This window comes from Kitasatospora sp. NPDC056783, assembly GCF_042789895.1.
Lineage (GTDB): Bacteria > Actinomycetota > Actinomycetes > Streptomycetales > Streptomycetaceae > Kitasatospora.
Genome location: NZ_JBHUAF010000085.1, coordinates 1 through 26,880 on the forward strand (window position 1 = coordinate 1; position 26,880 = coordinate 26,880).

The 26,880-nt window shown below is 71.2% G+C and carries 27 protein-coding genes and 2 pseudogenes; 18 read left to right on the forward strand and 11 right to left on the reverse strand.

Going from position 1 to position 26,880, the window contains the following annotated elements:
* From ACFRMQ_RS15355 to ACFRMQ_RS15375, 5 genes are all read left to right on the forward strand, one after another.
* Positions 1-969, forward strand: a 969-nt coding sequence (locus ACFRMQ_RS15355; protein ID WP_380730941.1) for an IS3 family transposase, incomplete at its 5' end; no start/stop codon positions are given.
* A gap of 247 nt (positions 970-1,216) precedes the next feature.
* A complete protein-coding gene (locus ACFRMQ_RS15360) occupies positions 1,217-1,447 on the forward strand; it encodes a hypothetical protein (RefSeq protein WP_380730942.1) in 231 nt (76 codons plus the stop codon).
* A gap of 302 nt (positions 1,448-1,749) precedes the next feature.
* Complete coding sequence (locus tag ACFRMQ_RS15365; protein ID WP_380730943.1) at positions 1,750-2,289, forward strand: hypothetical protein; 540 nt, start codon at positions 1,750-1,752, stop codon at positions 2,287-2,289.
* A gap of 173 nt (positions 2,290-2,462) precedes the next feature.
* Entirely contained in the window at positions 2,463-2,987 is a 525-nt protein-coding gene (locus tag ACFRMQ_RS15370) for a MepB family protein (protein ID WP_380730944.1), read from the forward strand.
* A gap of 548 nt (positions 2,988-3,535) precedes the next feature.
* Positions 3,536-4,864 (forward strand): DUF6348 family protein, encoded by a 1,329-nt coding sequence (locus tag ACFRMQ_RS15375; protein ID WP_380730945.1) that lies wholly within the window; start codon positions 3,536-3,538, stop codon positions 4,862-4,864.
* A gap of 25 nt (positions 4,865-4,889) precedes the next feature.
* On the opposite strand, the pseudogene ACFRMQ_RS15380 reads toward ACFRMQ_RS15375, so the two are convergent.
* A pseudogene (locus ACFRMQ_RS15380) lies at positions 4,890-4,943 on the reverse strand (hypothetical protein); the annotation flags it as partial.
* 1,157 nt (positions 4,944-6,100) lie between these two features.
* Here ACFRMQ_RS15380 and ACFRMQ_RS15385 point away from each other — a divergent pair.
* The 3 genes from ACFRMQ_RS15385 to ACFRMQ_RS15395 are packed head-to-tail and all read left to right on the forward strand — an operon-like array spanning position 6,101 to position 9,022.
* Positions 6,101-6,460 (forward strand): hypothetical protein, encoded by a 360-nt coding sequence (locus tag ACFRMQ_RS15385; RefSeq protein WP_380730946.1) that lies wholly within the window; start codon positions 6,101-6,103, stop codon positions 6,458-6,460.
* On the forward strand, positions 6,457-7,629 hold the full coding sequence (locus ACFRMQ_RS15390) for a hypothetical protein (RefSeq protein ID WP_380730947.1): 1,173 nt from the start codon (positions 6,457-6,459) through the stop codon (positions 7,627-7,629). The genes ACFRMQ_RS15385 and ACFRMQ_RS15390 overlap by 4 nt, the downstream gene beginning before the upstream one ends.
* Before the next feature lie 52 nt (positions 7,630-7,681).
* A complete protein-coding gene (locus ACFRMQ_RS15395; protein ID WP_380730948.1) occupies positions 7,682-9,022 on the forward strand; it encodes a cytochrome P450 in 1,341 nt (446 codons plus the stop codon).
* 21 nt (positions 9,023-9,043) lie between these two features.
* Here the strand turns inward: ACFRMQ_RS15395 and ACFRMQ_RS15400 are convergent, their stop codons facing one another.
* Complete coding sequence (locus ACFRMQ_RS15400) at positions 9,044-10,021, reverse strand: pentalenene synthase (protein WP_380730949.1); 978 nt, start codon at positions 10,019-10,021, stop codon at positions 9,044-9,046.
* Positions 10,022-10,740: 719 nt separating this feature from the next.
* Between ACFRMQ_RS15400 and ACFRMQ_RS15405 the strand changes: the two genes are divergently transcribed.
* The 4 genes from ACFRMQ_RS15405 (at position 10,741) to ACFRMQ_RS15420 (ending at position 14,935) form a co-directional block, all read left to right on the forward strand.
* The gene (locus ACFRMQ_RS15405) at positions 10,741-11,307 is read left to right on the forward strand and encodes a TetR/AcrR family transcriptional regulator (protein ID WP_380730950.1); all 567 of its coding nucleotides are present in this window, start codon (positions 10,741-10,743) and stop codon (positions 11,305-11,307) included.
* Between the two features lie 97 nt (positions 11,308-11,404).
* Positions 11,405-11,920 carry a VOC family protein gene (locus tag ACFRMQ_RS15410; protein ID WP_380730951.1) on the forward strand — a complete coding sequence of 172 codons (516 nt, stop codon included), beginning with the start codon at positions 11,405-11,407 and terminating at the stop codon, positions 11,918-11,920.
* Positions 11,917-13,653 (forward strand): FAD-dependent monooxygenase, encoded by a 1,737-nt coding sequence (locus ACFRMQ_RS15415; protein WP_380730952.1) that lies wholly within the window; start codon positions 11,917-11,919, stop codon positions 13,651-13,653. Before ACFRMQ_RS15410 ends, ACFRMQ_RS15415 begins: the two co-directional genes overlap by 4 nt.
* 214 nt (positions 13,654-13,867) lie before the next feature.
* On the forward strand, positions 13,868-14,935 hold the full coding sequence (locus ACFRMQ_RS15420; protein ID WP_380730953.1) for a 2-oxoacid:acceptor oxidoreductase family protein: 1,068 nt from the start codon (positions 13,868-13,870) through the stop codon (positions 14,933-14,935).
* Between the two features lie 137 nt (positions 14,936-15,072).
* Here ACFRMQ_RS15420 and ACFRMQ_RS15425 read toward each other — a convergent pair whose 3' ends face one another.
* Complete coding sequence (locus ACFRMQ_RS15425) at positions 15,073-15,624, reverse strand: helix-turn-helix domain-containing protein (RefSeq protein WP_380730954.1); 552 nt, start codon at positions 15,622-15,624, stop codon at positions 15,073-15,075.
* Positions 15,625-15,732: 108 nt separating this feature from the next.
* On the opposite strand from ACFRMQ_RS15425, the gene ACFRMQ_RS15430 reads away from it, so the two are divergent.
* The gene (locus tag ACFRMQ_RS15430) at positions 15,733-16,545 is read left to right on the forward strand and encodes an alpha/beta fold hydrolase (protein ID WP_380730955.1); all 813 of its coding nucleotides are present in this window, start codon (positions 15,733-15,735) and stop codon (positions 16,543-16,545) included.
* A gap of 286 nt (positions 16,546-16,831) precedes the next feature.
* Positions 16,832-17,371, forward strand: a complete 540-nt coding sequence (locus tag ACFRMQ_RS15435) for an SMI1/KNR4 family protein (protein ID WP_380730956.1) — start codon at positions 16,832-16,834, stop codon at positions 17,369-17,371.
* Between the two features lie 243 nt (positions 17,372-17,614).
* On the opposite strand, the pseudogene ACFRMQ_RS15440 reads toward ACFRMQ_RS15435, so the two are convergent.
* Positions 17,615-18,070, reverse strand: a pseudogene (locus ACFRMQ_RS15440) (transposase); the annotation flags it as partial.
* 231 nt (positions 18,071-18,301) lie between these two features.
* On the opposite strand from ACFRMQ_RS15440, the gene ACFRMQ_RS15445 reads away from it, so the two are divergent.
* From ACFRMQ_RS15445 to ACFRMQ_RS15455, 3 genes are all read left to right on the forward strand, one after another.
* Positions 18,302-18,733, forward strand: coding sequence for a hypothetical protein (locus ACFRMQ_RS15445; protein WP_380730957.1), 432 nt, complete (start codon positions 18,302-18,304; stop codon positions 18,731-18,733).
* Between the two features lie 128 nt (positions 18,734-18,861).
* Entirely contained in the window at positions 18,862-19,446 is a 585-nt protein-coding gene (locus ACFRMQ_RS15450) for a S1 RNA-binding domain-containing protein (protein ID WP_380730958.1), read from the forward strand.
* A gap of 165 nt (positions 19,447-19,611) precedes the next feature.
* On the forward strand, positions 19,612-20,085 hold the full coding sequence (locus ACFRMQ_RS15455) for a Scr1 family TA system antitoxin-like transcriptional regulator (RefSeq protein WP_380730959.1): 474 nt from the start codon (positions 19,612-19,614) through the stop codon (positions 20,083-20,085).
* Here the strand turns inward: ACFRMQ_RS15455 and ACFRMQ_RS15460 are convergent.
* The 3 genes from ACFRMQ_RS15460 to ACFRMQ_RS15470 all read right to left on the reverse strand — a co-directional run bounded on the left by ACFRMQ_RS15460 (position 19,986) and on the right by ACFRMQ_RS15470 (position 22,203).
* Entirely contained in the window at positions 19,986-20,717 is a 732-nt protein-coding gene (locus ACFRMQ_RS15460) for a phytanoyl-CoA dioxygenase family protein (protein WP_380730960.1), read from the reverse strand. The genes ACFRMQ_RS15455 and ACFRMQ_RS15460 overlap by 100 nt on opposite strands.
* A 15-nt stretch (positions 20,718-20,732) precedes the next feature.
* Positions 20,733-21,602 carry an NDP-sugar synthase gene (locus ACFRMQ_RS15465; protein ID WP_380730961.1) on the reverse strand — a complete coding sequence of 290 codons (870 nt, stop codon included), beginning with the start codon at positions 21,600-21,602 and terminating at the stop codon, positions 20,733-20,735.
* A gap of 61 nt (positions 21,603-21,663) precedes the next feature.
* Entirely contained in the window at positions 21,664-22,203 is a 540-nt protein-coding gene (locus tag ACFRMQ_RS15470) for an NUDIX hydrolase (protein WP_380730962.1), read from the reverse strand.
* Positions 22,204-22,399: 196 nt separating this feature from the next.
* Between ACFRMQ_RS15470 and ACFRMQ_RS15475 the strand changes: the two genes are divergently transcribed.
* Positions 22,400-23,593: a hypothetical protein gene (locus ACFRMQ_RS15475; protein ID WP_380730963.1), complete on the forward strand. Its 1,194-nt coding sequence runs from the start codon at positions 22,400-22,402 to the stop codon at positions 23,591-23,593.
* Between the two features lie 39 nt (positions 23,594-23,632).
* On the opposite strand, the gene ACFRMQ_RS15480 is transcribed toward ACFRMQ_RS15475, so the two are convergent.
* From ACFRMQ_RS15480 to ACFRMQ_RS15495, 4 genes are all read right to left on the reverse strand, one after another.
* Positions 23,633-23,767: a hypothetical protein gene (locus tag ACFRMQ_RS15480; protein ID WP_380730964.1), complete on the reverse strand. Its 135-nt coding sequence runs from the start codon at positions 23,765-23,767 to the stop codon at positions 23,633-23,635.
* 602 nt (positions 23,768-24,369) lie between these two features.
* Complete coding sequence (locus tag ACFRMQ_RS15485; protein WP_380730965.1) at positions 24,370-24,570, reverse strand: hypothetical protein; 201 nt, start codon at positions 24,568-24,570, stop codon at positions 24,370-24,372.
* A 420-nt stretch (positions 24,571-24,990) separates the two neighbouring features.
* Positions 24,991-25,266, reverse strand: a complete 276-nt coding sequence (locus ACFRMQ_RS15490; protein ID WP_380730966.1) for a colicin immunity domain-containing protein — start codon at positions 25,264-25,266, stop codon at positions 24,991-24,993.
* A 331-nt stretch (positions 25,267-25,597) separates the two neighbouring features.
* On the reverse strand, positions 25,598-26,278 hold the full coding sequence (locus ACFRMQ_RS15495; RefSeq protein WP_380730967.1) for a hypothetical protein: 681 nt from the start codon (positions 26,276-26,278) through the stop codon (positions 25,598-25,600).
* Positions 26,279-26,880: the final 602 nt, after the last annotated feature.

A 26,880-nucleotide genomic window follows, 5' to 3' on the forward strand; every position in this document is an offset into this window, starting at 1 on the left:
GGAACCGCGCCCCGGGCCGACTTTCACCGACCCGACCCGGCGACGGTACTGAAGCTCATCGACGAGCACCAGGACCGCTTCGGGGCCGAGCCCGTCCTCCGGGAGCTGCACATCCCAGCCTCCACCTACTACCGCTGGCGCCGCGAGGCCGCCGAGCCCTGCGAGCGCAAGCGCCACGACGCCGAGCTGACCGAGCACATCCGCCGCATCCACGCCGACTCCGACGAAACCTACGGCTCCCCGCGCGTCCACGCCGTCCTGCGGCGCGAGGGCACCTGCGTGGGCCGCAAGCGGGTCGAGCGCCTGATGCGCCAGGCCGGACTGCAGGGCGTCAGCCCGCGCCGGCCCCGCTCCTTCACCCGCCGCGACCCGGCGGCCGACCTCGCCCCGGACCTGGTCCAGCGCGACTTCACCGCCGACACCCCGAACCGGCTGTGGGTAGCCGACATCTCGCTGATCCCGACCGGCGAGGGCCCGTGGTGGCTGGCCACGATCCGCGACGCCTTCTCCCGCCGGATCGTGGGCTGGCACACCTCGGAGCGCGCGGACGCCGACCTCGTCCTCACGGCCCTGGAATACGCCCTGCACGGCCGACCCATCGAACCGGGCAAGCTGATCCATCACAGCGACCACGGGTGTCAATATACGTCCATTAAGCTCACAACTCGCCTGCTCAAAGCCGGAATTGAGGCGAGCATGGGCACCGTCGGCGACTCGTTCGACAATGCCCTGGCGGAGAACTTCTGGAGCGTGTTGAAGACCGAGTGCGTGCGTCGGACCGCCTTTGCGACCCGCACTGACGCCGACCTGGCCCTGTTCGCCTACATCGACGGTTGGTACAACACCCGCCGTATCCAAAAACGGCTCGGCTGGCTCAGCCCCGACGAGTACGAGGCGAAGTACTACGCCGACCAGGCGACGGCCGAACCGGTGGCCGTCGAACCACCCGCACCCACCCTGACCAGGTAATCAGCACCTCCCGCGCAGCGGAGGAAGCTCACACCGGCCACGGGAACAGAGGCCGCAGGAACAGAGGCCGCAGGATCGTCGGCCCCGGGAGTGCCGGTCTCGGGCCGGCGCCGCACGACCTTCACCGTCAGCGCCAGATCACCCACCGCCATCGGGTCGGCCGGTTCACCCCGACTACGGGCAGACGGCACAGCTCGTCAGCCCCGCTGCGAGCGGGAGCCCACGAGGTGGTTGACTGCCTGCCGGAATGCCGCGCGATCGGAACGCCCCCTCTCCGCCAGTCGGTGCCGACACCTGGACCACGGACGAGCGCCGCGCCTTCGCCGACGACCTGACCCACTCGCAGTTGCTCGCGGTGTCCGCGGCCTCGAACCGGAGCAAGGCCGACAAGGGCCCGGACCTGTGGGCGGCCGCCGCTGCGGTCGCACTGGCGCTCCTGCTCCCGCGCCTGGACCCACGTCAAGCCGCTACGGGCTGAACGTCACCGAACCGGAGAAGATCAGGCTCGGCGAGATACTGAGCACCTGCGGCTGAACACCCGGCACCAACGGCCACACCACCACACGACCCCGGATTTCCGGGATGGTCCGCGCCCCCGACGGCCTCCGCTGCGGCGGGAACGCCGGACCTCGGGGCGGCCTGGCGGCCGGGGATCGTGACCCCGGAATCATTCGGGAGGTGCAGGAATTGCACGCCAACTCCGTTGCTGACATCCTCAGTTGGCCAAAGCGGGCCCCGGTCCGCCGAGCGGGCGCGGATGCGGGGAGGGAGGCGGCGAGGATGCGGACGGCGACGCGGATCGCGGCGGGGGTACTGGCGGTGGCGCTCCTCGCCGGAGCGGCATGGCTGGCCTGGACACTGACCGCGCAGCGGATCAGCGCGGCCATGGGACTGGGCCCGCCGGACGGCGTCGTCGTGGTGGAGGAGTGCTACGAGGTGTCCGACAGCGAGGGCTACAACGACGGCACCAACTGCCGGGGCCGCTTCACCCCCGCCGGCGGCGGCGCGGACCAGGCCCGGCCCATCGTGGTACACGACACGAGCCGAAAGCACCCGGCCGGCACCCTGCTTCCGGTACGGCTGGCCAAGGGCGTGGCCCACGAACCGTCGGCGTCACCCGCCATCAAGTACGGCATCGCCGCCGCCATGATCCTCGTCCTGGGCGCCGTGTCGGCCGGCTGGCTGCTGACAACCGCCTGGCGCGGCCGCGCCCCGGACGGCAGCGCCCTGCTCACCAGCGCCCTCGTCGGGCTCATGGCCGTAGCGGTCCTGGGCATCGCCGCCGGCCTGCTCGCCGGAATCGTCGCCCTGTTCCTCTGAACCGGCCCCCGAGCGGCCCGCTCGACCTCCTCCCCTCCCCCGAACTGCCGGCCGAGGGCGGCGGGGTGTACCGGCCCCGCCAGGACAGCCGGGAGGCGAGGGCTCAGGGGACATCCGGCGCCTCCCGCCCCGCCCGGGCGTTCAGAACCGGTCGGCGATGGCAGGATGGCGGGATGGTGACGAATCAGCCGTGGGCGGGGCTTCACGGTGACCTGCTGGCGGCGAAGGCGCTGGCGTACGACCCGTGCCGGTTCGTCTGTTCGCTGCCGGTGGCCGAAGCGGAGAGCGCCGAATACGCGGCTTGCGGATTCATGGTCGACGGCCGCTCGGTCCGGTTCCGCGTGGCCAGGACCACCCCGACGAAGGTGGGCCAGTTCGTCACCGTGTGGCAGCGGTCCGAGGAGGGACCGATCCGGCCCTTCGACGCCGAGGACGAGGTGGATCTCTTCGTCGTCAGCAGCCGCGACGACACCGGCTTCGGGCAGTTCGTGTTCCCGCGCGAGGTGCTGTGCGAGCGCGGCATCGTCTCCCGCAACGGCTCCGGCGGGAAACGCGGATTCCGTGTCTACCCGCCGTGGGTGACCACGGCCAACCGGCAGGCCCGCGGCACGCAGGCATGGCAGGTGAACCACTTCTTCCGCATCGGCCAGGACGGGCCTACCGACATGACACGTGCCCGTGCCCTCTACCACCCGTAGGCGTCCCTCGCAGTCCCGACGTCGGGCTCCGCGGAGGGCTCGACGTCGGGCAGCAGCCTCCCACCGACGGACAACCCTCCGTCGACTCACCACAACGGCACCGATCAGCGGCGGTGCGATGAGCCCCCCGCGCTGCCGGGGCCGGGCACGGTCCTGGTCGACGTGGCCACGGGCAGCAGCAGACGTCAGACCTCCGGTGGCGGCTGGTCCGTCTGGTCGATGAGGGCGTCCACGACCGGCGGTACCGGTTCAGCGCCCGGGAGAGGTCCTCCCGCTCCGCATGGACGACCCCGAGCTCCAGGTCACTGTCGCGATACTCCAAAACCGGTACGCCGGCCGCCAATGGCATCGCGCCGTCCGCTCGACCGGCAGGCCCCCGACCACGGTCCATGAGGGCGGCCGTCCGCCCCGTTTGCTCGGTGACCGCAGCCTGGAGGGAGGGGAAGTCACGTGCCAGGAAGAAGCAGGCCTACCGTTCCGGGTGCCGGGAATCTCCGGAGCCCAAGCCCGGGCGCCGCCCGGGCGGCTGGGCCCAGTACCATCCCCGGGTGTCCTGGATACGACGTCGTGCGCGCAAAGAGGAACCGCCGGCAAACCGGCTGCCCGACCTGGAGTTCCTCGCGCTGGTGAGGGCCGGGCTCGAAGAGTTCACGCCCGGCGTGACACGGGGCGCCCAGCTCAAGGGGAACTCGTTGATCAGCCCACAAGGCTGGGCCGTGGCCGTAGCCCCGCCGCACCACGGGGGCGGCCACCACTACGACCTCGTCGCGCTGCCGGACGTCGGCCTCCAGCCGGACGTGCCGTGCTTCACGGACTGCGTCGTGCCGATGTCCGCCGATCCACAGGACGCGGCGAACACGTGGGTGCAGACGGCAGGCGCCTGCCTGCTGGAACTCCTCGACCGCCGCGAGCACTTCGCGGACCACGCGGGTCACGACGACGAGCGTGGCGTGCCCGGCTGGCACATGATCACGTCCGGCGCGGCCGGCCTCGGACGCGATGTCGACGAGAACCGGCGGCTGCAGGGCGCGCTGCTGGAAGCGAACGTGCTGCACCGGATCGCGGACTCGTTCACCAGGGACCTGGAATCGTCCTTCCTCAACGGCATCAAGGTCTTCTACGGCGGTGGCCCCGGCGCGATGCGGGCCGAGGTCCGCGTCAACGGTGAGCGCCACGAGGCCGCTTCGGCGGCGATGGCGGCGCTCGGACTGCCCGAGCCGACGACGTTCACGGCAGTACGGTTCTACGCGCTGCTGCTTCCGGTACCGGCGGGCGGGGGCGAGCCGAGCTACCCGACGGCCCGGCTCGATCTCTCTCCCGCCTCCGTTCAACCGAATGCCCACGTCCACGGTGCCGTCCGCGACTGCGGCGGCCACCTCGACCCGGAGCGCCCCGGCTTCGACCTGGCCCTGCCCCACTTGGTCGCCCAGCTCCCGGAGGAGGAGCGCAAGCGCCGGGTGAAGTCCGACACGGGCGCGATCATCGTCGCGGAGGGCATCGGCAACTTCCTCAAAGTCCGCCTCCCGATCCGTCTGGACGACGGACGCACGGTGGTCTACCTCGCCTGGGTCCACCTCCGGGCGGCCGTGATCGACGACTTCGTGCAGCGGGTCCACCGCGACGACCTGGACGGCCACCTCTTCGAGGGCCTGCTGGGCAACGCCATCGGCCCCTGGGGCGAGGACGTCCTGCGCGCCCCCGTCGTCCTCGGCGGCCAACGGATCGACGAGGACGGCTCGGTCCGCCGCAGCGAGGTCCTGGAGTCCAGCCACCCCCTGCTCGGCAAGGTACTGAGCGAGTCCTGGCCCGCCGCCTTCGTCCTCGGCGACCGTTTTCCCCGCTCGGCATCGCGGGGGCGGATTCCACCGGCGCCTTGATGGCCGCGAGTGCCGTACGGGCGGCGGAGTCGCGCTGGGTGCGGGCGGCGTCGAGCTTCTCCTCGGCCTCCTTGAACTGGGCGACCGCCTCTGCGGGGGGTGTGAACTTGCCGGGGTCGGTCGGCGGTTCCCCCTCGTGCTGGTCGGCGCACGTCCGCGAGCCGGGCCGCCACCACGCTGTGCGGGGCCCCGGCGTACCAGAGGGTGAACTGGGCCCGGGTGAAGGCGACTTCGGCCTTGCCCGCGTCGGCGGGGATCAGCCGGGCCCGGCCGTCGGCGATCTCCAGCAGCAGGTGGTGCTCGGCTCCGTCGGGGTCGGTGACGGAGATCGCGGTGTGCGGGGTGAGGTCGGCGGGCCAACCGCGCTGGTGGACGGCTCCCTCGGTGTCGAGAATGCGTAGCCGTACGGCGCCACCGACCCGCCGCACCCTCGCGACGCGCCGGCCGTCGGCGCCGCACGGCAAAGCCTCGGCGAGGCCTCGGCAAGGCGCTCCAGGAGCCCGACCACGACATTCGCGCCGGCCGCGAGGTCCGCCGCCGCGGCGGCCACGCCCTCAGTGTCCGCCCGGTCCCCGGTCACGCGCCGGCGGGCGCCGCGCCATGCGGTCGGTCTTCCGGCGGCAGCGCCAGGACTGCCTCCAACCAGTGCTCTGCCTCCTCGAACTCGCCAAGGCTGCCTGGAGCCGGCCGCCCTCGGTACGAGGAGGCCGGTGTGTGAGGTGCGATCGCCGGACAGCCGGGTCATCCTGGGGAGGGGCGAGGTCACCGCATCGGGTCACCCTGGACGACTTCACGGGCGGGGCCGGCGAAGCGGCCGTTGCGGTCCGCGGGCACGGGGGAGGCCGGCCCGGGGACGCGCGTCCGGACCTGCCCCGTCCGGACCTGCTCGGAGGAGGCTCATCGTGACCTGGGATCCACCCGAGCCGGCCGACCCCCACCGGAGCGGGCCCGGCTCCTTCCCGCCGGGCCGGCATCCGAAGGAGCCTGTGGCCCGGGCACTCGATGACCCGGTGGGTGAGCACGGTGTCCTCGAACCCCTGGCCGAGCGTGTCCACGCCCGGTACCGCGCCGGGCCCGGCTCGCCGGTACCCCTCGATGTGCTGTGGACCCGCGAGCGTGCGGCCGGTTCCCCCCCTGGCGGCTCACGTCGACGCGGTGCGCCGCCGCTTGGCCGACGAGCCGGGGTCGCACCGTCCCGGCGGCTGGGTGTACGACCCGGAGGGAACCCTCGCCGCCATGAGGAGCGACCCGGCGGCCTGGGGCCGACAGTTCGCGCCCTGGATGACGGAGTGCGCCGAGACGGTCGAACACGGGCGGGACCTGCTCGCGGAGATCCGTGAGATCCGTGAGATCCGTGGCAGCGGCTCCGGCTTCACCGCGTCGGGCCAGGTCGGACTCGTCCCGCTCACCGCCGGCGCGGATCCGGTGGGGGCGCTGCTCGCCCGGGCCCGGCGGGGGGAGAACGCCGGCCGGTCCACCAAGTCGCAGCTTCCGACGTGCGTTTCCCCGGACTGGGCCGCGTTCACGGAAGAGTTCGGGTTCCGGGGCGTGGCGCGTATCCGAACCTCGCGGCGGGCGCCTGGGGCGGTGGCATGATGCCGGCCGTCTACGACGACTGGCGCCAGGACTACGTCGCCATCCTGATCTACGGCTTCTATCTCGAGTACAACATCGACACCGCGTACGCGCGGGCGGGCGGCCACGATCTGCAGCACGAGATCCTCTCGCTGTGGGACGTGCCGGACCTCCCTGCGGACCTGGTGGCCCGGCGGGCGCACGTGGCGGCCGACCTCGCCTTCTTCGACGTCAAGCGGCACGACGAGGCCGACGCCCACGAGACGCCGTCGAGCGGCCTGGCCACGTGGGTCTACCGGGACCGGGACACCTGGCGCGACATGAAGGCGTCGGACAGCGGCTACTTCACCTACCACCTGTCATTCCTGCCGGACCACGCCGGCCGCGACGACATGATGCCGACCGGCATGGTCGCCGACTGGGTCGACATAGGCCCCGACCTCCGCTTCCAGGAATGCGGCCAGTCGGTCCTCGCGCTGACCCGCGGCTCGGTCGTCATGACCGACATGCTGGACGCCTACGAGCGGACCGTGTGGATGGTCAACACGCACTGGACGGAGACCGGCGGCATCCGCCCCGAACGCTACGCGGCGTGCACCGCGGTCATGGCCGTACCCGTGTGGGTGCTCACCAACCACCGGCACGACGTGTGGCGCTACTACTCCCTCGCGGCGCAGCTGTCCCGTGTCGCGCAGCAACGGGACCTGTACGCCTCGGGCCGGCTCGCGGACTGCTACACCGAGGACCTGACCCCCACCGTCCCGGTCGGTACCCCCCGCGTCGACGTCCCGAGGCGGGACCTACCGTTCGACGTCGAGGTCGACGGCGTCCGGCACACCGGCACCGTCGGGCTGCACACCGTGATCTGCGACGCCGTCGCGCGCGGCGACCTGCCCATGGGCATCGTCGAGTACGAGTTTGTCGTCCCGTGGCTGCTGAGGGAAGGGAGAATCTCCCCCGCGGCCTTTCTGCCCCACATGGACCGCGCCTACTGCCGGCACTTCGTCCGGTTCATGCGGGCCGGGCACGAGGCCGACTTCGAACGCCGCTTCAGCGAGCCGATGTCCGCGCTGGTCATGGAGCAGTGGTGGCACGGCATGTACTTCGCGATCGGCGCGGGCAGCCTGGTCGAGGCCCAGCCGGACAGGGTCGCCGACGACCGGGCCCACAACGAACCGCCCGGGTCGTGACCGCTCGCGAGTCCACGGGACTGCGGGCCCGGGAAGCGGGAAGGAGGCAGGTATGGGCGGTGTCGCGTCGCTTCCACTGGCCTCCGGGTACGTCCCGCTACTGGGGCACGCGCCGGCGCTGGTCCGCGATCCGCTGCGTTTCGTCGCGTCGCTGCCCGCCCGGGGGGACCTGGTGCGGCTGCGCCTGGGGCCGCGGACGGTGGTGATGGTGTGCGACCCCGACCTGCTCCGGCACGTCCTGGTGCACGACGACACCTTCGACAAGGGCGGCCCGCTGTTCGAACGCCTGCGTGATGTCCTGGGCAACGGGCTCGGCACCTGCCCGCACAGCCTGCACCGGCGCCAGCGCCGACTGTGCAGGCCGGCCTTCGACGGGGAGCGGTTCCCGGGCTACGCGGCCGTCATGGCGGACCTGGCCGACGAGACCCTGAACTCGTGGCGGGAGGGCCGAGTCATCGACGTACAGGCCGAGCTGACCACGCTGACCGCCCGGGTCGCCCTCGCCACCATGTTCTCCGCCTCGCTGCCCGCGCCCGTCACGCGGGACATGCTGCGGGACCTCGGCGACATCATGGGCGGCCTCGTCCGGCAGGTGATCACCCCGGCACCGCTGGCGCGGGTGCCCACCCCGTCCGCTCGGCGCTACCGGCGGGCACGCGTGCGCCTGCGCGGCTCGGTGGAGGCGATCATCGCGGAGCGGCGGCGCGACGGGAGCGACCACCGCGACCTGCTCGGCTCGCTGATGGCCGCCCGTGACCTCGAGACCGCCCCGCCGGACGGCCGGGTCCTGAGCGACGAGGAGCTCACGGACCAGGTCGTCACCTTCTTCGTCACCGGTGCCGATCCCATCGCCAGTACCCTCGCGTTCGCGCTGGCGCTCCTCGCCCGCGCCCCCGGCGTCGAGCGGCGCCTGCACGAGGAAGTGGACCGCGTACGGGCCCGGGGCCCGGTCACCTTCGAGCGCCTGCCCTCGCTGGAACTCGCCGGGCGGGTGATCACCGAGACCCTGCGGCTGTATCCGCCCGGCTGGCTGTTCACCCGGACCCTGACCTCCGACGGCGAGATCGGCGCGGTACGGCTGCCCGCCGGGACCATGCTCGCCTACAGCCCGTACCTCATCCACCGGCGGCCCGGCCTCTTCGAGGCCCCCGACGAGTTCCGCCCCGACCGCTGGCAGGACCCCCGCGCCCCGCTCGACGCCTACCTCCCCTTCGGCGCCGGAGCCCGCATGTGCATCGGCGAGCGCTTCGCGCGCACCGAGGCCGTCCTGGCGCTCGCGGAGATCACCGCCCGATGGCGCCTGCTCCCCGTCACGGACCGGCCCCTTCGGTGCGCGCTGTCCACCACCCTGCGGCCCGCGGACCCGCGGATGCGCCTGGTCGAACGGCGCTGACCGGCCCGGGCGCCGACGGTCTCACCGCGTGGGCGCGGTCCGGTAGCGGCCGGACATCCGCTCCCACGCGTAGTCGCCGCGCACCAGATCGTGCAGCCCCGTCACCAGGCGCCGCACGCCCACGGCCCCGTCCCCGCCCCCGGGGAACAGGGAGTCGAGATCGGCCACCCGCTCCTCCACCACGGCGAACCGCGCGACGCGGCGCGCGATCGCGCCGACCACCTCCTCGACCGCCTCCGCCCTGCCGATCCCGCGCTCCCGCTCCAGGACGAGGAGCACATTGCTCCCCTCGTCCCCCGCGGCCGCCTCCTTCTCCACCGAACACAGGTCATTGGACATCCCGATGATCTCCGCCGTGAGGCTCCGCAGCTCACCGAGCACCGGGGCGTGCCACACGAGGGCCGGAACCTCGAAGCCGCTCACCCGCTCGATCAGGTCGATCACCACGAAGGAGGACGTGGCGAACCCCCGCCTGCGCACGCACTCGTCCGCGTCCACCGCCCGCCCGTGGTGGCGGTCCACCGTCTCCGCGAGGTGCGCGGCCAGATAGCCGTGCCAGTCGTACGTGGCGCGCACCCGCCACGCCTCGCTCATTCCCCGGCAACCGCGCCGCCAGATGTCGGCCAACGCGCGGGTCGTCGACGACGCGCCCGCTCCCGGTACCACGCCCGGCGCCGACAGCACCGCGGCGAGTTCCTCGCAGACGGCGGCCGCCTGCCGCGGGCGCCGCCCCAACGAGCCGTCGAACCGGTCGTCGAAGGGGGCGAAGTACCAGCCCATCAGATCAGTGGCCAGTTCCAGGCCCTCACCCGTCGCCTCGGGGAAGAAGAACGCGGCGAGTTCGGCCAGCCGCCAGTCGGCGAACTCGGCGGGGGTGAACGTCCGCCCGTCCAGCAGGCCGTACCCCTCCAGCCACGCCAGGGAATGCTCCCGGGCACGTGGCAGGTGGGGGCTGCTCCGCAGCGGCCAGGGAAGCGCGAACTCGACGTCCTGCGGCACGGCTGCCTCCACCCCGGAGCGCGTCGGCACACCCGTGACGCGATCGGTACCCGCCGGCGTTCGAGCAGCTCCGAATCGATGACGCTCTGATTCGATCGTCGCACAGATGACGGATCCGGCCGCAGGGGTCGTGTCCCGGAAACAGCCGCTCGTCCGGAGCGGTGGCCCGATGGCACGGAAGTGTTCGAGTCGACCCCGCTCGCGGGTTGTCCGCTGCCGGTGGCTGTGGCGGGCCGCAGGAGGGGAGGAACCGACCCGTACAGCGGGAATTCCGGCGCTCTTGAGGAAGGGGAATGCGGCCGGAGCGGCTCCGAGACCTGCGGTGGACCACTCCACCACCGGTCGCCGGACCATGTGCCGTCGCCGTCGCCGTTGCCGCGGATGGCGGTCCGGTCCCGTGCACGTCCGCGCCAGGTCGACGGCCTCGCCTCGCGGCTCGCCGTGGGCTTCCCCGCCGACGCGGCGCGGGTGCGCGACCTGGCGGACCATCTGCACCTCGCCCCCGGCCGCGGGATGTCCTCGTCCGGTGGATCGACGCGAACCGCGGCCGGCTCGGCGCCCACAACCGCCTTGTTTCATAGACAAGAGCTTTCTCGCTTCGGAGTCAAGAGCCCATCGATCGTCGGGTTCCGGTTGTTCCGAGCCGCGAGCGAAGGGCGGCCGGGGCGGGGGCGGGGCCGTGGATGGGGGCGCGGGGGTGCCGCCTAGGCTTGGCTGCCATGCCAAGGAACCGTCAACAGATCCCGAAAGCCGAGCGCGAGGCCGTCCTGGTCGACAGCGCCTGGGAACTATTCGCCGCCCAGGGGTACAAGGGGACCAGCCTGGCCGAGGTCGGCAAGGCGGCGGGCGTCGCGGCGAACGCCGTGCGCTGGTACTTCCCGACCAAGGATGAACTGTTCGCCGCCGCGCTGGACCGCCTGTTCCTGCGCGAGCGGGAACGCGTCGAGGCGGATCCGGCGATCGGGGGCGATCCCCGGCGGCAGCTGGTGACGTTCCTCGTCGACCTGGAGGCCCATCGCGGGCTCCACCGGGAGGCGTACGACCGCATGGGCGAGTCGCCGGCCCTTGCCGACGCCTACTCCCGCATGCAGGAGTGGCTGGAGGGCCGCCTGCTCGCGGCCGTCGCGAGCAGACTGCCCGAGGGGGCGGACGTCGCGCCGGTGGCGGACGTCGCGCACGTGCTCTTCGAAGGGCTGCTGGTCAGCGCCCGGCGGCCGGACCGGCCGGCCGAGGAACTCATCGACCTGCTGATGGAGGCGCTGGTCGCGGTCGCGGCGGCGCGCTGAAAACCACCTCTTGACTGCCATACAAGAGGATGCCTAGGTTTCTCTTGCATGGCAGCCAAGAGGGCTGTCGTGCCCTCGAAAAGGAGGGCGCCACTCCATGGCTTCTCCCGAAAAACTCGCCCACGTCGTGCTGCGCACCGGCCGCCTCCCGGCCATGACCGACTGGTACGTGCACGTCCTCGAAGGCCACATCACCTTCGCCAACGAGGCCCTCGCCTTCCTGACCTACGACGATGAGCACCACCGCATCGCGCTGGTCGCCACCGGGGCGTCCGAGCGCCCGTCGGACGCCCACACCGGCCTTCACCACGTGGCGTTCGCCTACGCGACGATCAAGGACCTGCTCGACACGTACCAGCGGCTGAAGGGCAGCGGCATCGACCCCTTCTGGTGCATCAACCACGGGCCGACCACCTCGATGTACTTCGAGGACCCCGACGGCAATCACATCGAGCTCCAGATCGACAACTTCGCCACCGCGGAGGCGCTCGACGAGTGGTTCCGGTCCGGGGACTTCGAAGCCGACCCGATCGGGGTCGAATTCGACCCCGCCGACCTGGTGCGACGTTTCGAATCCGGTGAGGCCCTCGCCGACCTGGTCAGGCGCGCATGACGGACATCGACGCCCCGGTCGTCATCATCGGAGCCGGTCCCGTGGGCCTGGCCACCGCACTCGTCCTCGGCCGTCACGGCGTCCGCAGTGTCGTCTGCGAACAGTACGGCGGGATCAACCCGCACCCCCGGGCCCACGTCGTCAACACCAGGTCCATGGAACTGTTCCGCGCCTGGGGCATCGCGGACGCCGTCCGGGCGGACGCCGTCGAACCGGCCCAGGCCGGCACCATCCTGTGGAAGCAGACCCTTGCCGGTGAGCCCCTGGGCCGGATCGACTTCGCGGACGGCACCCGGAGCTCGCTCACCCAGCGGGCCCACGCCTCCGCCGAGCAACTCGTCTCCTGCGCCCAGGACCGGGTGCAACGGCACCTCCTGGACGCGGTCCTCGCCCAGGGCGCGGCCACCATCCACTACGACACCACCGTCGTCGAGGTGACGGACCAGGGTGACACCGTCGACGTCACCCTGGAAGGCGCGGGCGGGCGGCAGGTCCTGCGCACCCGTTACGTCGTGGCGGCGGACGGAGCGGTCGGGAGCACGCGCGACGGGCTCGGCATCGCGATGGAAGGCTCTCCGGTCCTCGGGCACCAGCTGAACATCTACTTCCACGCCGATCTCTCCCCGTGGATGCGCCAGGCCCCCGCCCTGTTGGTCTGGCTGATCAACGACACCTCCCCGGGAGTCCTCATCGGGATGGACGGCGCCCGTCGGTGGACCTTCCAGCGGAGCTTCGACCCGACTGTCGAATCGCCGCAGGACTACCCGCCCGAACGGTGTGCCCAGATCATCCGGGACGCCGTCGGAACCACCGAACTCGACGTGGACATCCGTTCCGTGGGGTCGTGGACCCTGACGGCCCGGACCGCCGAGACCTACCGCGTCGGCCGGGTCCTCCTCGTCGGCGACGCGGCGCACCAGTTCCCGCCGACCGGCGGCCTCGGCATGAACAGCGGCCTCGCCGACGCGGACAACCTCGGCTGGAAACTCGCCGCCGTGCTGAGCGGCCGTGCTTCCGACGCCCTGCTCGACAGCTACGAGCGGGAACGCCGCCCCGTCGCCGTCGAGAACGCCCGCCACAGCATGCTGAACGCCATCAAGATGGCCGAGGTCGGCATCGGGCCCGAGACGGCCGCGATCGCCGCACGCCTCGCCAGTGCGGACCCGGCGGTCGCCGCGACGGAACGCCGGCGGATCGCGGAGGCCGTTCCCCGGCAGCGCCCGCACTTCGACGCGCTCAACCAGGAGATCGGCTACGTCTACGGAGCAGCCCGGCAGGTGTTCGGCGTGGGCGGCCCCCCGCCCTCGGCCACCGACTACACGCCGACCGCCGTCCCCGGGGCGAGACTTCCGCACGCCTGGGTCGAGCGCGCCGGGGAACGGCTGTCCACCCACGACCTCCTCGGGCCGGGCTTCACCCTCATCACCGGACCGATGGGAACCGGCTGGGCGGATTCCCTCGCGGAGCCGTGCTCGGGGTCCGGCGAGGAGTCCGGCGAGGACTCCTGCACGGACCCCGGGGAGCCCGCGGAGGGCATGGTGCAACGGACCGTCGTCATCGGGCGTGACGTCACCAGCCCGGACGGCCGCTGCCCCGAACTGCTCGGGATCGGTGCGGACGGAGCCCTTCTCGTCCGGCCGGACGGTCACATCGCGTGGCACAGCAGCGGGGGATCGACCCCCGCTTCGGCTCTCGCCAACCTGCTCCGCGGAGCCGAGCGGCCCGCCCGGTAGCGCCTCGTCAGATCCCGTCCCCGGGCCGCGGCCGGCATCACGGCCCGGCCCGGGACGGACCTCGTGGGGGCACTGGTCCTCGCGCCCGGCGCTCCCGATCCATCGCCCCGGCCCCTCTCCCCCACTCGGCGGCCCGGCGCTCCCGGCAGGCCGGCCGACGGGCCGCGCCCTCCCCGTCGGCCACCTGCGATGCCACACCCGGAGGAACACAGCGGTGACCCCTCGGAACACCACCGGACCCCGGCCCTCGCTCCAGGACCGACACGTCCGTGAAGAAGGCACCATCCATCTCACCGACATCGGCGGCTCCGGCGTGGTCACCCTCGCGCAGATCCTCGGCACCGCGGCCTCGCTCGTGGGCCTGCACGTCCGAACCCTCGACCAGACCGGACTGGCCCAGAAGGGCGGCGCGGTGGTCTCCGACATCAAGATCACCACGAAGCCGACGGGCCAGGCCGGCAAGGCCGCCCTGGAGGAGTGCGACCTCTACCTCGGCTGCGACCTGCTCGTGACTGCGGAACCCGGAAACCTGTCGGGGAGCGCCCCGGCGCGAACGGTGGCGGTCGTCTCCACCTCAGAGGTCCCGACCGGAGCGATGGTGATCGACCCGAACGTGTCGTTCCCGCCCTCCGAACCGCTCAAGGAACGGATTCGGGCAGGAGCCCGAGACACCGTCTTCCTGGACGCGCGGGGGCTCGCCGACGACCTGCTGGGCGAGGACCAGTTCGCCGATCTCGTGCTGACGGGCGCGGCCTACCAGACCGGTGGGCTACCGATCCCGGCACACGCCACCGAGGAGGCGATCACCCTCAACGGCGTCAAGGCCGAAGCCAACCTCAAGGCGTTCCGCCTCGGCCGTCAAGCCGTTGCCGACCCCGAAGCCTTCGCCGCCCTCCTGCACGGGCGTTCCGCTCCGGCGCGACCGGGACGCCGCCTCTCCGCCGCGGCCCATCGCGTCCTGGCGTCGTCCGGGGCCGCCCCCGGGTCGGAGCTCGCCCGACTCCTGGAGGTCCGCGTCCCGGACCTCATCGCGTACCAGGACGTCGCCCACGCGACGAGGTACCTGCGATTCGTCGAACGGGTGAGGCGGATCGAGGACGAACGCGTGGCCGGCTCGACCGCACTCGCCGAGGACGTTCACGCTCTCGTCCTCGAGATCGCCTCATTGCCCGACATGGTGCGCGGCTACGAGGAGACCAAGATGGCGTCGGTCGCGCGGTACCGGGCCCGTTCCGAGGAACTGGTCGACCGCCTGCACACCCCGGACCGGGCCCGGGACTGAGCGTCGCAGGCCCGGTCCCTCCGCCTCCCGGCCGGCCGCGCACCGCGGACACTCCAGCCGGCCCGGCCGGCCCCCGGCGGCACCCACGCGCGGTACGCCGCCGATCTCAGCCTCCGCTCAGAGGCAAAGCCGCTTCTTCAACTGGGCGTTTCGTCGGAGAAGGTCGGACCGACGGGGAAGCGGATGGGACTGAGGAGGTAGGGTGCGCGGCCCGGCGCCGGCTGGTTGGCCAGCCAGGGGCCCAGCACCGCGAGCAGCTGGTGGGTCATCTGGACGAGTTCGTCCGGGCTGAGCCAGAGCGTGCCCTGGCGGTAGGAGACCGCGTCCGCGACCGGGTCGGCGCCGTCGCGGTCGAGGTAGGCGTTGAACTCCGCGATCAGCACAGCCATGGCGGCGGCAAAGCCCCGGCGGTGATCGTCCGGCGACATCGCGGCGGCCGCGTCGGCGTCGACGGCGGGACGGTCCTGGCGCAGCCGGTAGTGCCGCTCGACGGCGCCGCGCACCCGTTGCTCGTCAGCCACCTCCAGGAAGCCCGCCTCGGCCAGCAGGGCGACGTGCCGGTACATGGTCACCTTCGGGACCTCGGGCATGCGCTCGCACAGCTGGGAGGTCGTCAGCACCCGGCCGCCGGAAAGCGCGTGCACCACGCGCAGACGCACTGGATGGAGAAGCAGTTCGGTGGTGTCCATGGCTCTACCATCCCACAAGCGATATTATTATCGATATTGGAAACGTGGCCTGCGGAGGGGAACATGCGTCAGGCATCGGGGCGGGCAGTGCGGGTGAACGATCGGTCCGTGTACGTGGAGGAGTCCGGCAACGGGCCTGACCGGGTGCTCTTCGAAGCGGGGCAGGGCCTCGGGCGCACCTGCTGGGACCCGGTGCTGCCGCTGCTGGCGGATCGGGCGCGACTGGTGGCCTACGACCGCGCCGGCTTCGGGCGCAGTGGCCGGACGGCCGCCCGGCTGGGCATCGACGACATGGTCGCGGACCTGGTCGCCATGGCCGCGGCAGTCGTCCCCGGCCGGTTCGTGCTCGTTGCGCACAGCATGGGCGGGCTGGTCGCGCGCGGCGCCGTGGAGAGTCTGGGGCCGCGGCTGCGAGGACTGTTGCTGCTCGATCCGACACCGGAGAGCGCGCCCGTCTACGACACGTTCGACCAGACCGTCAGGAAGGTCGACCGCGCCATGGGCGTGACGCAGGCGCTCGTCCGCTCCCGCAGGCTGGCCCGCATGGTCAGCGGAAACATCAGCCGTGTCTTCCCGGCGGACACCTACGCGACCATGCTCGCCGAGGACTTCGTCCCGGCCGGCATCGCGCAGACGAGGAAGGAGCTCGAAGCCGTCGCCGCGGCCATCCCCCGGTTCCGCGCCGAACCACCCGGCCTCCCGACGTGCCCGACGGTCCTGCTCTCGGCTTCCCGCCCCGCCAAGGGCCGGGAACGGCAACACGCCGCCATCACCGAGCACCAGCGGCGTTGGGTCGAGACGCTGCCGGACGGGCGCTTCGAGGAGGTCGACTCGGCTCACTTCATCCAGGCCGAGCAGCCGGGCGTCGTCGCGGAGAGAATCACGAGCCTTCTCGACCGGACTGGAGCCCGGTCGGCCTGACGGCACCGAGGCGCCCACACAGAGCGCCAGGCGGCGCCGCCCCGAGAGCATCACCGAACGCGACCGGATCAGACCACGAAGAACAAGGTCAGAGCCTGTTTCGGAACCTCCTGAGGGTGTTTGCCCAGATCAGGAATCGAACAGGCCAGGACCACAGGTCGTCGGGCAGGCCGGATCGGGGTGGTGAGGAGGAACGGCAGCCCGGCTGCGGCAGCCCGTTCGCCGGAACGGGCTGGACTCACTCGATGATCAGGATGTCGGACGCCTATGCCAGCATGCTCCCGTGATGACCACACCTGACGACCGTCCCGACGAGGCCACGCTCGACTTCCTGCGTTCGGCGTTCCCGGCCGAGTGGCGCGAGCCGGTCCTGGGTCACGATGGAGTCGCGGCCTGGGAGGCCGAGAACCGGGTGACGCTTCCGGAGCCCTACCGGACCTTCATCGCGGAGATCGGCAACGGCAGCGGCCTCGGTCCCCCGGAGGACGAGGGTCTTCAGCCGCTGGGATGGCTGCCGGAATGCTGGCCGGGCACGGGGCCGCGGCGCCCGGGAGAGCAGTTCCCCCTGGAAGAGGCGTGGGTGCGGGAGGAGGACGAGACGATCGATGCCTACGATCCACGCGTCGATGCCGTCTTCAACCATGGGTCGGTCGTCCGCGGCGCCGAGGACGGACCGTCGTTCTGGCTGCTGGTGACGACAGGACCCCGTCGCGGTGAGGTCTGGATGGTGTCCGATGTCGGAGCCGTGCCGACGCCGACCGCCGAAGCCAGGCGCTTCGACGGATGGGTGCGGCACTGGCACGCGGGCAACGACTCGCTTGCCTGAACGTGACGTGGCGGACCGCTGAAAGCCCCGTAGTTCGATTCCGGTCATGCCCGTCAGCATCATCAGGCGGGAAGCCGTGTTGGCGCAGCCTGATCCGCTGACGGGCGGTCGGGGGCCGTGGCAAAGTGGTTGCCGGACAGTGTCGTGGGCGGGACCAGGCCTCGGTGGTGGTGGTAGCCGTGAGAACGATCAGTCCCGCCGGGCTTCGCAGGAGGCCGGCTGTCCGGGGCGTTCGGACTGTCGCCGGGTGATGCGCCTGGTCGGCAGGGTGATCGCGGCCCAGGTGCTCAGCGATTCGGAGTGCAGGACGAGGCGTTCGTCGTCGCGGGCGTGCCGACGGGCGCGCATCGCCTGGGCACGAGACCGCTTGACCACCCCAACGGGGGCAGAACCACGAACCCCCTTCGCGTCCTTGGGTCGGTTGACCGTCTTGATCGTGAGATTCAGGTACTTCTTCGCCCGTGTCACGAGCTGACTGGCGTAGGCGGAGTCAGCCCAGACGATGGTGGTCTCCGGGTGCGTCAGCCGCAGCCGGAACAGCACCTCTTTCGCAGCATCGCGGTCGGCCATGTCGGCAGGGGTGACCATGACGAACAGCGGCAGGCCCTTCGTGTCCACCACCAGGTGCCGCTTCCTGCCGTTGATCCTCTTCGCCGCGTCGTAGCCGCGCGAGTCGTGGCCGACCCGGGCCTCGGCCTCCCGCTCCTTCTCGTGGCAATCCCAGCAGCGGCCGCCCGGGCGGCGGGTCCACTCCACCTGTCCCTCAGGGCCGTACTCCAGGGTGCTCGCCGGCCGCGGCACGCTGCCGCAGTCGGCGCAGGCGAGGGTGCGAATCAGCCCGCGGTGGACCCGGCGGGCCTTCTTGAACGCGGGGTTTCATTCCCCGAGCACAGGATGGGCCCGTGCACGAAACCCGCGAGGAGGGCTTTCGTGCACGGGGATCTGGAGACCGACCACGATGTCCTGGTGACGCTCGCCCGCTTCACGCTGGCCACCGCCGAGCAGCTCCACCAGCTGCACGGCGGACAGGCCGACCTCGAGCAGCCCCAGAAGCGCATGGCCCGCCTCCACGCCGAGGGCCTGGCGGAGTTCGTCACCCTGCCGCAGGCCGGCCGCACGAGGGCCTCGCACCTCACCGCGGCCGGGGCCGCCGTGAGCGCGACCTTCCCCGAAGCCCGCCACCCGGGCCACCCGGGCCACCCGGCGGCGACCGTCCGGGACTCAAGAACGCCGCTGCGACACTCGTCGCGAGGGGGTTGCTTCGGGATGCCATCGTCGCGCCGCAGGTCACCGTGGCGGCTTCGGCAGAGTCTCAGCGCAAGCGACGCCGTGATGGGTCGATCACTGCGATGTGCTGTGTAACGGTTGATTCTGTCAGGTCATCTGGGTTCAGGCACGGAACTCGTGAAGCCGATCGCGAGGCCGTTACGGTCTGTTGTCGGTGCCATTTGGGGCACCGTCGGCCTACAGCGTGTGCCAAGGTGACAGGCATGGATCGGCAGTCTGAGAGCCCAGGCCTCTGGGCGTTCCTGGAGTCACTGCACCGCGGCGAGATCCTTTCTGGCACCATCACGGCGATCGAGCGGTTCGGGGTCTTCGTGGCCTTGGACAATGGACCGGACCATCCCGTGTTCCCCGGCGTCGGGTTCATCACGATCCCCGAGCTGTCCTGGCGGCACATCGGAGCTCCCACCGACGTCGTGAAGGTCGGACAGCGCGTCTCATGCGAGTTCCTCCAGTTCGACACTCACAATGCGGAGGCCAGGTTGTCGTTGCGCGCGCTGCTGCCCGACCCCTTCCAGGCCTTCGCCGACGGCACGGTGATGGGGCAGGCGCTACGCGGGACGGTCGTCAAGGTGCTCCCCTTCGGCGCCTTCGTTGACGTCGGGGACGGAGTCGTGGGACTGGTGCCCTTCAAGGAGGTCCACGGCAGGCCCGCAGCCGGTCTGCCGGACGACTTTCAGGTCGGCAACGAGATGTCAGTCGTCGTCACGGACGTCGAGCGGCCGCAGCGAAGAGTGTTCCTTTCCAGCCCGGAGGACGCCCGGCACGCCGTTGTCGTGCCGCTCAGGTGACTGCTTCACTCCCGGCTCGTTCGTCGACCAGCCGTCGTCCCCGCGTGGGGGCGGCGGCTGGCTGCGATCAGCGGGAGCCGCTGGGGAGCAGGGGTGGCTTCGCGCGACCGAACATGCTGCGCTTGAGTGCTTTGAGGTCGTTGACGCGGCCCTCGACCGGGCCGGATGCCCAGTCAGTGCTGTGCCGAAGACGACGATGTTGCCCGGACCTACCAGACGCTGGTACCCGGCCGCCTGCAGCTGGAGGACTGCACCCGTTGCCTCCTGGAGGCCGGCCTCGGCATCGTCCACCCGACTCGCGAGCAACTCGAATCACGCGTCGCCGTCCGACTCGGACGCCAGAACCGGCTCCACGCACACCCCTACCAAGTCATCCTCGGAGAGAAAGCCGTTCTGGACGACCACATCGGCAACCCGGACGTCATGCGCCACCAGATCGCGCACCTGCGCGAGCAAGCGGAGCTGGAGACGTTCCCGGGCCAGGCCGGTCGTCACCGTCGTTGGAACGGAGGACCGGCTCGGCCCGGCTCGATCCGAGGTCAGTTCGGTCGGTCGTTGCCCCGGTACAGCTGGGTGCCGGAGACGACGATCTGCCGGTCGGGGTCGGGGTGGGCATCGAGCTCGTCAGCGGCCCGGTAGCCGAGGACCACGCTGGTGCGGGTCACTCCACCGCTGTTCGCGCCGACGCTGTGGAAGACGGTGCCGTCGAAGAGCAGAACGCCGCCGGCCGGGACCGGCACCGGTACGGCCTGGTCGGCGAGCTCGGAGAGCTCGCGGTGCTCGTCCATCCAGGTGCCGCCGCCATCGGGCTGCGGAACGCCGACGAAGGGAACGCGGTGGGAGCCGGGGACGATCCAGGTGCAGCCGGTCTCCACGGTGGCGTCCTCGAAGTACACGACGGCGGTCAGCAGGCCGCGGGTGGGCTGGAGGATGTCGCGGTGCAGCCGAACCTCCTGCGCACCGGGGGCGTTGAGGGATCCCTGGTTGTGCCGGTTGAGCACGTACACCACGTTCGGTCCGAGCAGCGCGGTCAGCGGCCCGGTCAGGGCAGGGTGGGCGACGAGACGGTGCATCAGGGTGCGATCGCGCTGGTAGAGCCGGTACACCTTGGCCTGCCCGGCTGGCAGACGGGCGGCACGGGCCCGGACCTCGTCGGCCACCTCGCCGAGGAGGTCACCGGGCAGGCCAGGGCCGGGCAGGCGCAGGTAGCCGAGGTCGCGGAAGTGACGGGCCTGCTGCTCGGTCAGCGCGGGCCGGTGAACGGTAGGCACGGTGCTGCTCTCCCTTCAGACGGTGGTGCGGCCGAAGGCGGCCAGACGGTCGGGCGTGCCGAGGTCGGGGGCCGGCGTACGGATGTCGTAGGCGCCGACCGGGTGGCCCTGGCTGATCGCCCAGGGCATGAACTGCCGGTAGAGGTCGGCCTCGGCCGGGTGGACGAGGCGTCGTGCGTACTCCTCGAACAGAGCCCGGAACCCTGCGGGGGCGAGGATGACGGCGCCAGTGCTGGTCGCCTGCCGCAGGCCCTGGCGGCTCCCGGCGGGTAGGGTGGCGTCCACACCTTCAAGGGCGTGGACGACGAACTCGCCCTCGGGGTCCAGGAAGAGCCGGCCCGCGTTCTGTGCGCCCTGGCCGGGCACGGTGGTCACGGTCCACGTCACCGCCGCCGAGCGGGAGGGGTGGGCGGCGACGGCGGAGGGCAGCAGGGTGAACGGGAAGAGGGTGTCGGCGGGCAGCACCACCGCGGCCGGGGTGTCGGACAGGTGGGCCAGGGCCGCGTAGACGGCGCCTGCGGTGCCGAGCGGGTGGTCTTCGCGGTGGATGGTCAGCTCCACCTGACGGGCGGAGTGGGTGAGGGCGTACGTTTCGACGGCCTCGGCGCCGCTGGCGGGGTCGGTGCTGGTGAGCACGGCGATGCGGCGGAACCCTGCGGCGGCGAGCCGGGTGAGGGCGTGTCCGAGCATTGGGGCGCGGCCGGTGGGGGCGTCGATCGGCACCAGTACCTTCGGCGTGCCATACAACTCGGGGTCGGCGGTGGTCCGCAGCCGGCTGCCCTTGCCGCCGGCCAGGACCAGGGCGACGGAGCGGGCGGGCAGAGAGACCAGGGTGCTGGTGTACCAGTCGGCGGCGCGGGTGTCGGTGGTGCTCCGTTCGGTCACGGGGTCCTCCCGGGGTGGGCGGGTGAGCTGGAGGTTCCGGGCCTACCCGCACTCTCCGGGGTCACAGGAGCTGGAGGCAGTCCAGGGCGAGGTAGGCGGCGGCGGTGTCGGTCATCGCGCCCCCGCGGAGCACGGTGGTGCGGAACTCGGACAGGGGAAGGGTGACAACGTCGATGAACTCGGTGCGCTCCGGGGTCGGCTCGGCGACCTTGACGCAGTTGGTGGCGAAGAAGGCGATGCGCAGGGCGTTGGAGTAGGCATCGTGCCAGTACGGTCCAGCGGTGTGGACTTCGCCCTGGTAGCCGGTTTCCTCAAGCAGTTCCCGAGCGATGGCCTCGGCCCCCTGCTCGCCGGGTTCGATGAAGCCGCCGGGGAGCTCGTACAGCGCGCGTGCCGGGCCAGGCCGGTACTGGCGGGCGAGGATGACGTGCCGGTCGGGGGTGAGGGCGAGCACCGCGCCGGCCGGGCGCTCGCGTTTGAGGTAGAACTCCTCCTTCCGTCCGTCGGGCAGCTCGAAGTCAACGCGGTCCACGGACCGGCCGAACTTGCTGAAGACGGTGGTGCGTTCGATCTCGCGCCACGACGCGGTGGTGTCGGTCATGGCTGGACTGTACGGCCCCGCGCCGGCCCCGGGTGCCTGTTCCGCCGCCTACCGGGAGCCGGTCCCTACCGGTGGCTCGGGCACATCCAGGAGACCACCTGATCGGGTGATGGAGGCAGGGCAGATCGGTAGGCAGTCCGCAGGCCGATCGATATGTTGGCCCCTCTCCCTGAACCAAGAGGGAGGGTGGGACGCCGTGGCGAACGTGCTGTTCAAGCAGGCGCGGCTGGCTCTCGGCCTGCCGCAGCGACAGGTCGCCAACCAGGTTCGAGAGGTTGTCGAGGAGGCGACCGGGCGGGAATCGTCGTTTGACGCCGACTACGTCTCGCGCATGGAACGTGGCCTCATCACCTGGCCACACGAGCACTACCGGCAGGCCCTCTGCCTGGTGTTGAGGGTGGAGACAGCGGCCGAGCTGGGCCTGGTCGCCAAGCAGATCCACCACGATCATCTCGATGAGGTGAGTGACTCGAACCGTCGAGACGTTCTCGCCGTCGCGCTGGCCGCCATACTGCCGCCCGCCCGGCCGGTCTCCCGCCTGCGCAGGGCTGATGTCACCGCGATCGCCGAGCGCACCAGCGCCCTGGAGCACTCGGACCGCGTCTCCGGTGGCCGGGCCGTGCGCGACTTCGCACTGCGCGAGCTGCAAACGGCCATCGGCCTCACCGCGGCCTCGACAACCCCTGCCGTGCGTACCGCGCTGCTCGGCGCGATCACCCGCCTGGCCAACCTGACCGCCTGGTCCAGCTTCGACGCCGGCCTCTACGATGAGGCCCGCCCGCTGTTCCAGCTCGGCCTGACCGCCGGCCGCGAGCACGGCGACCCCGGGCTGCTCTGTCACCTGGCCACCAACGCGGCCCGCCAGGAGATCCACCTGCGCCGCCCCGGCCAAGCTCTCCTGTTGGCCGAGCGGGTGGACGAGCGCCTGCCTGCCGCCGCACAGGCGATGCTCGCCGCCGTCACCGCCCAGGCCCACGCCCTGACCGGTGACGAACAGCAGGCCACCCGGCACCTGCTGGCCGCCGAGCGGACTTACGAGCGCGTCACCGATCTCACCGCAGGGCCGGCTTGGACCCAGACCATCACCGCCGCCAAAGTCGGCAGCGACACCGGCTTCGCCCTCTACCTGCTGTTCACCACCACCGGCCATCACAACCCCCAGGTCGTCGCCGACCTGCGCCGGGCCGCCGAAGCCCGCACCACCCAGGCCCGGGCGCGGGCGATGGCCACCGCCCGCCTGGCCACCGTGCTCTACCGGCAGGGCGACCGCAGCGAGGCCGACCACCACGCCACCCAGGCCGCCGCCCTCGCGGCCACCGTCGGTTCCGCCCGCCTGACCTCCGTCCTCGCCGATATGCGCCGGGCCGCCGGTCCGCCGACCGCCCGGTGACGAGGTAGGGCCTGCCCGACTTCGCCAAAACGCAATGGCTCACTGTGGCGAAGCGGCCGACCCACGCCCGTCGGGAGTCGACTTGCGCAGGGCGTACTCGACGACGCCTTCCTGCTCCACGGTCGAGGTGTAGCGCAGGGCAGCGCCGACGGCCAGGCCGAACAGGTCGCACACGCGCGGACGTCTCCGCCAGTGGCTTGCGCCTCGTCCAGAACGCGGTCGAAGCGCAGGCGGCTGGCCGGCATGCCGAGCAACTCGTTGATTCACGCACCGCTGACCGGGGTGGTGCCGCACGCGGTGGTCAGCGAGAGGAACAGGTGCTCGTTGGCCGTCCGTCCTGGGCCAGCGGCGGGTGCGGTATCTCAGGTAGGCGTTGAGCCCACTGCGGACCTCGGAGCGAGGAGGATGCGCCGGTCTCCGGGAAGCAGCCGGCCGTCGCGCACGTCCGTGGTCTTGAGCGTTCGCAGCTGTCCTCTGTCAGGGCGTGAAAGACCACCAGGGCGGTCACTGCCGCTCGGGTCCGGTCACCGTCGAGGACCTGCCGCAGCGTCTCGGCTTCACCGGGAACGGGGTAGTGCCTCAGTCCTTGGAGCGCCGACACGCAGGGGCTGCCGCTCTCGGGCAGGACGAGCGCGCAGCGCGAGGGCGGCGGTGCGGGCGCGCTCCAGCCAGCCCGTGACCCGGCGCAGCGTGGCGGGCGTCGGTCTTCAGCCACTCGATCGGCGACCGCTCCGGGGCCGACGGCTCGCTCCGCTGTCCAGCAACTCCTGAGCCTGTCAACGATCTCGTGAGCCGAATCCGTCAACCAAGTCCCGAGACCTCACACCACAGTCGAGGATCAGCAGGCCGTCGGGCACGACGACATTGACGGTCTCCAGTACCTCCAGGAGCGCGTCCGCCGCGTCGACGACGGCACTGAGGAGCACGGCGAAACGGAGGCTGACCCGCTGGTGCGGGACGCTGGAGCTCCGGCTCATCGGCAGCGCTCCCCCGACGAGCTCGATCCGGTTGCGGGAGTCCTCAGGCAGGGCCAGGAGACGTCCTCGACGTCGACGTTCACGGCCCGCTGTGCTCGGTGACGGCAACGCCCACAGGCCCCCTTCCTTTCGCCCGGGGCCTGCCCTCATCCTCCCCGGCCGGGGCCTCGGCCGGTACCGGGTCCACAGCTACGGCGCGGTGATGGCCAGGGCGTCGTCGACCAGGACCTCGGGGACCGGGTTCGCGGTCCGGCCATGTGGGCGGGCTTGATGGCGTCCAACGCGCCGTTCCCTGCCGGCCATCTGAATCGTCAAAACGTTCGGACCCCCGCCGGCAGGCACGGCAGGGGTCCGAACGTTGACCAACGGCCGACGCTACGAACCGCCAGTCGGCCAGACGATCGAACAATCCAAGATTAACTACTCATTACATCCATGGACATTTTCAAGGAAATCCATCGATGCAGCCCTAAGCATTTCCTCATCCACGTCGAAGTCATCTCGAATGTCCGGATCCGGGCAGTAGGAGTCAACAGCCGAAAAAAGCGTGTCCACGGCCCTCGCCGAACCTGCATCAAGGTTGGCGTCAATGGCGCGAAACAGTGCAAGAAAAACGACCTCGAACTCGCTCGCGGAAATCCTTCCCTCCGCGAATGCTTTTGATACCACAACAAATGGAACGACCCTACTGTCCATCGGAAAAGAAACCCATCATCAATCATTCCCTTCAGTTGAATCTGGCTCAGATTCCGCCCGATCAGGAACCTTCCGTCCGGATTTTCAGGCACGGCAAGGCCGGTCTTGCCGTCACAGGAAGGAACTCACGGGATTACCCCTGTAGCCAATGTGGACTGTCACTCATGTTGGAACCGGTTCCGCACATCCCGGACTCGCGGCGAAGGTGGCTCGACCAGCGGAGCAGCAGTTGGGCCAAACTCGCCCCTCCAGGCCGGATCCGTCACTTCACGGCACTACGCGGACTCCCGCCCCCGCATGCCGAGCATCCCATCCGAAAGACCGACAGCGTTCAGGCCGCCCCTTGGTCCAAATGCGGATAGCCGATCTCGGAGATGTCCTGGGCCAGGTCCGCCAAGCTGACCTCAGGGTTCAGCAACGCCACGAGTTCCTGGCTCAGCGGCCGCAAGGCACGAACCTGAATCACCGCCCCCAGGTCGACGGACACCTCGTAGTAGTCCTCGGCGAAACGCTGGAACGCTTCCGGAGAACGGTCGACCAGGAGGCCGAACAGGCTCGTCGCCCCGTCAGGATCGACAGCGCCTTCGGGGAAGTCGATCGTCCCGTGATGCCACCGCTCGTCCGTCGACCCCCGCCACAAGCAGGCCGTCACGACCGGCACGTCGTCCTCGTCGGTGAACGCCGGCTCCTCGACGAAGGGCCTGAAGAGCTCGGGGACCTCGTCGATCACTCCCGGCCAGGCCTCGCCATCGTTGCCGAAGGGGCTCATCGGCGATTCGTGATCGAAGCCCCGCACATAGGCCCCGGCGGCCGAGAACACGATCGAGTACTCGTCTCCCGACCCGTTGCGCATCGACGCCATCTCCTCACCATCGGCCCAACCGGCGTTGAAGGAGTAGTACCGGCCCTCCCAGTCCGGGCTCAGGATCGCATCGAGCATCGCCAGCGAACGACACGTGTCCCGCAGGTCGACGATGCTGGGGAGTTGGCGGGCCACGTCATAGACAGTCACGTGCCCATCCAACCCGACACCACCGACACCCAAGCCCGCCGGGGCCGTCGCGAGCCCTCCAGTTCCAACATGCGTGGCCAGGTTCCAACCATCGTGGCTCCGCTCACCGGGGGCCGGTCAGCCCCGTCCTGGGACGACAGATCCGGCGCTGACACGACAGTTGGCGTGCTGAGCCACAACTGTAATTCGCAGAAGATCCGCGATCTGGGCCCTCGCGCCTTGCGGCTCGCAACTTATCGGTCGCAGTCACAGCGCGGCGGGCGGGGCGCCGGGGCTGTCCCGATGTCCCGCCCGTCGCGCCCGTCGCGCCGCGGAGGCGAGGGCTCAGGGGACGTCCGCCGCCTCCGGTCCCGCCTGGGCGTTCAGAGCTGGTCGGCGGCGATCTCGGTGAAGGCGACGATGCCGGCCACGGCGGCGACCCCGACCAGCGTGGACATCGGCGGGGTGCCGGCGCCGGTGCCGCGGATCGGTTTGTCGCACCATCCGCAACAGGCGTCGTCGGCGGCGGCCTGGCCGTCATCGTTGATGGTTCGCGTGCGGTTTTCCGCGATCGGCGTCGTAGGGCCCCGGGGCCGGCGGAAGAGCCCGGGACGCGCTCAGTG

Coding starts and splice junctions, on each gene's coding strand:
- ACFRMQ_RS15470 (WP_380730962.1), bottom strand. CDS start 22,203: ATGACCGACACCACCGCGTCGTGGCGCGAGATCGAACGCACCACCGTC.
- ACFRMQ_RS15410 (WP_380730951.1), top strand. CDS start 11,405: ATGGCTTCTCCCGAAAAACTCGCCCACGTCGTGCTGCGCACCGGCCGC.
- ACFRMQ_RS15485 (WP_380730965.1), bottom strand. CDS start 24,570: ATGAGCCGGAGCTCCAGCGTCCCGCACCAGCGGGTCAGCCTCCGTTTC.
- ACFRMQ_RS15370 (WP_380730944.1), top strand. CDS start 2,463: ATGGTGACGAATCAGCCGTGGGCGGGGCTTCACGGTGACCTGCTGGCG.
- ACFRMQ_RS15395 (WP_380730948.1), top strand. CDS start 7,682: ATGGGCGGTGTCGCGTCGCTTCCACTGGCCTCCGGGTACGTCCCGCTA.
- ACFRMQ_RS15390 (WP_380730947.1), top strand. CDS start 6,457: ATGATGCCGGCCGTCTACGACGACTGGCGCCAGGACTACGTCGCCATC.
- ACFRMQ_RS15435 (WP_380730956.1), top strand. CDS start 16,832: ATGACCACACCTGACGACCGTCCCGACGAGGCCACGCTCGACTTCCTG.
- ACFRMQ_RS15405 (WP_380730950.1), top strand. CDS start 10,741: ATGCCAAGGAACCGTCAACAGATCCCGAAAGCCGAGCGCGAGGCCGTC.
- ACFRMQ_RS15415 (WP_380730952.1), top strand. CDS start 11,917: ATGACGGACATCGACGCCCCGGTCGTCATCATCGGAGCCGGTCCCGTG.
- ACFRMQ_RS15490 (WP_380730966.1), bottom strand. CDS start 25,266: ATGGACAGTAGGGTCGTTCCATTTGTTGTGGTATCAAAAGCATTCGCG.
- ACFRMQ_RS15425 (WP_380730954.1), bottom strand. CDS start 15,624: ATGGACACCACCGAACTGCTTCTCCATCCAGTGCGTCTGCGCGTGGTG.
- ACFRMQ_RS15360 (WP_380730942.1), top strand. CDS start 1,217: ATGCCGCGCGATCGGAACGCCCCCTCTCCGCCAGTCGGTGCCGACACC.
- ACFRMQ_RS15455 (WP_380730959.1), top strand. CDS start 19,612: ATGCCCAGTCAGTGCTGTGCCGAAGACGACGATGTTGCCCGGACCTAC.
- ACFRMQ_RS15450 (WP_380730958.1), top strand. CDS start 18,862: ATGGATCGGCAGTCTGAGAGCCCAGGCCTCTGGGCGTTCCTGGAGTCA.
- ACFRMQ_RS15385 (WP_380730946.1), top strand. CDS start 6,101: ATGAGGAGCGACCCGGCGGCCTGGGGCCGACAGTTCGCGCCCTGGATG.
- ACFRMQ_RS15365 (WP_380730943.1), top strand. CDS start 1,750: ATGCGGACGGCGACGCGGATCGCGGCGGGGGTACTGGCGGTGGCGCTC.